Raw genomic sequence first — 3,178 nt, forward strand, 5'->3', positions numbered from 1 at the left:
CGGTCATCCACATCGCTGCCGCAGCAGACTGGATCAAGCCCTAACAGGCCCTAGGGCGAAAGGATGTAACGCTCCAGTATGGAGTGCCGTCCCGTCTCTCACATTTTGTCTGAGCAAGCGTAACCGTTATCACTACCAGACAAGGCGCGTGAGTGCCCGGTTCCTGGATCCGAAGTGCTTAACGACCAGGGGCTTTCAGCAGCACGAACATGTGTCGCGCATATCGGTCAGATCTGATGAGGCAAGGGACTGTGGCCTGAAAAGATCCGGTTGACCGCTTCAGTAGGAATGGCGGAAGCACGAGGCAGACAGGCATAGACTTCTCTCCTCCCTTCGGTCATCCCGCCCGACGGTTGGTGGCTGAACGATGGCAGGTCTCCTGGCTCACGGATCATGGCCGACTGGTTCCAACCTCCCCGCCCCTATGGGAACAGTGGTCCACGTTCAAGGTGAACGAACCAGCAGCATACCGCCTATAGTTGCGGGAGCAGCCACCGACTATGCCTCTGGACGGTCATCTGCCCAGTGCGTGACGGTATTCCCTATTAACCCGCTCGCGCGGGACCATCGAAGCGTTCGCCCTTGCACCATGCCGCCAGATGCACATAGCGCGCAAGATGGAACGACAGAAGGCAGATATCGATTTTTTACATGCTAGATAGCAGGTCAGTCTCTGACCTTATCCATTTTCGCCGTCACCCTGATCACATCATTCCATGAGTGATATTTATGGTTTAATGAATTTAAATCATTTCTGCTCAATGAAGTTTTCCGGCATAAGGCAGACACGGCTCTTAACAGCAGGCATGATGAAGGCTTCAATGATCAGGGAAACCGCATTTGAAATAAAGCGCATTCGCTTCGATGAGAATTATCATCCATCCGACAGAACGCGTCTCACGACCAATTTCGCCAATCTGGCAAGAGGAGAAAGCCGTCAGGAAAACCTGCGCAACGTGCTCAGGATGATTGACAATCGTTTCAATGGCCTGGCGCATTGGGACAACCCCATGGGGGATCGCTACTCCGTCGAGCTTGAAATCGTTTCCATTGAGATGGACCTTGCCTTTGCCGGCAAGAACGAAAGCTTTCCGCTGATCGAAGTTCTGTACACAACGATTGTCGATAAAAAGGCCAACAGGCGCATAGAAGGTCTCGCAGGAAACAGTTTTTCCTCATATGTGCGGGATTATGATTTCAGTGTGCTGCTGCCCGACTACAATAAAAACAAGGCAGAGTTCACCGTTCCTCAAAATTACGGAGACCTGCACGGAAATCTTTTTAAGAGCGTTGTGAATTCCACCGCTTACAGAAAGAATTTCAGGAAGCTTCCCCTTATATGCCTCAGTGTTTCAACCAACCGAACCTATTATCGGACTGAAAATCAGCATCCTGTTCTGGGGGTTGAATACCAGCAGCGTGAATTTTCTCTGACAGATCAGTATTTTAATAAAATGGGAATGCAGGTCCGCTATTTCATGCCCCGCAATAGCGCAGCGCCATTGGCGTTCTATTTTTTTGGTAACCTGCTCTCTGATTATTCGACTCTTGAGCTTATCAGCACCATCAGTGTGATGGAGTCTTTTCAGAAGGTCTACCGCCCTGAAATCTACAACGCCAATGCTGCGGCAGGCGACTGTTACAAGCCAAGTCTGCAGCATCAGGATTATTCCAACACCCGCATTGTTTACGACCGCGAAGAGCGGAGTCAGTTAGCAACCGCACAAGGTAAGTATACGGAAGAGAATTTCATCGAACCGTATCACGATGTTCTTGAGCAGTGGTCTGCCAGCTACGCCGCCTGATCAGTCAGAAACACAAGGTTATCTCTCATGAAAACACTGCTCCCCACCTCAACGGCTGGTAGCCTGCCCAAGCCGTCCTGGCTCGCCAAACCTAAGACCCTCTGGTCGCCCTGGAAATTGCAGGGTGAGGAATTTGTCGAAGGTAAACAGGATGCGCTGCGCCTGACCCTGGACGATCAGGACCGGGCCGGCATTGACATAGTCAGCGATGGCGAACAGACGCGCCAGCATTTCGTCACGACGTTTATCGAGCATCTCAGCGGCGTCGACTTTGAGAACCGTCAGACGGTTAAAATTCGCAACCGTTACGATGCCAGTGTCCCATCAGTTGTCGGTGCTGTGGCACGTGAGAAACCTGTCTTTGTCGAGGATGCGAAGTTTTTGCGCACGCTGACAAAGAAGCCCATCAAATGGGCGCTTCCTGGTCCCATGACCATGATCGACACGCTTTATGACGGCCATTACAAAAGCCGCGAAAAACTGGCGTGGGAATTTGCCAAAATCCTCAATCAGGAAGCGAGGGAACTGGAAGCCGCTGGCGTCGATATCATCCAGTTCGATGAACCTGCCTTCAATGTTTTCTTTGATGAGGTGAATGACTGGGGCATCGTCACTTTGGAGCGGGCTATTGAAGGGCTGAAATGCGAAACCGCCGTCCATATCTGCTATGGTTATGGTATCAAAGCCAATATCGACTGGAAAAATGCTCTTGGAGAAGAGTGGCGGCAGTATGAAGAGATTTTCCCCAAGCTCCAGAAATCCAATATCGATCTGATCTCGCTGGAATGTCAGAATTCCCGTGTTCCGATGGATCTGATCGAACTCATTCGTGGGAAAAAGGTGATGGTGGGCGCCATTGATGTGGCCACCATCACCATTGAGACGCCCGAAAAAGTCGCTGATATCCTGCGAAAAGCGCTTCAGTTTGTCGATGCCGACAAGCTTTATCCCTGCACCAACTGCGGGATGGCTCCTTTGCCACGCGACGTGGCGCGGGGCAAGCTCAATGCCCTGGGCGCGGGTGCGGAAATCGTTCGCAGAGAACTTTCGGCCTGACAACCTGCCGTAGCTGGACGCCAAGAGAGGGAGAAACGCAGAAGCGACCATGTCGATGCGGTCTTCCCAGAGCAAGCAGGAGACGCTTCGTGTCGGTGGTCAAGAAAACACAGTCTCCGGACCTTTCCCTGCATGTTTCATGTAGGAGGTCGAATTTGTATTCAGATTCAGTGCACAAGAGGCCACGATTATTGGTCGGGATGATGGAAAGCTGTCCCAAAAGAATCATGTACACCATCATGATAAAATTTTATGAGAGTGAACTACGGCGTGTCGTCAGTTAAGCCCTGAGAGTGGCACGTGAGGGTTGTAGTTTG

Annotated in this window: 2 protein-coding genes and 1 riboswitch; both genes read left to right on the forward strand. The window is 51.4% G+C overall.

Annotated elements, in window-relative coordinates; all coding sequences use genetic code 11:
* Positions 1-352: 352 nt before the first annotated feature.
* Positions 353-584, reverse strand: a riboswitch (cobalamin riboswitch).
* Positions 585-821: 237 nt separating this feature from the next.
* Positions 822-1,805 carry a DUF1852 domain-containing protein gene (locus APA10_RS11310; RefSeq protein ID WP_035367694.1) on the forward strand — a complete coding sequence of 328 codons (984 nt, stop codon included), beginning with the start codon at positions 822-824 and terminating at the stop codon, positions 1,803-1,805.
* 27 nt (positions 1,806-1,832) lie between these two features.
* Positions 1,833-2,861: a methionine synthase gene (locus tag APA10_RS11315; protein WP_035366745.1), complete on the forward strand. Its 1,029-nt coding sequence runs from the start codon at positions 1,833-1,835 to the stop codon at positions 2,859-2,861.
* The last annotated feature ends 317 nt before the right edge of the window (positions 2,862-3,178 follow it).

The organism is Acetobacter pasteurianus subsp. pasteurianus LMG 1262 = NBRC 106471 (genome assembly GCF_000285275.1).
Taxonomy (GTDB): domain Bacteria; phylum Pseudomonadota; class Alphaproteobacteria; order Acetobacterales; family Acetobacteraceae; genus Acetobacter; species Acetobacter pasteurianus.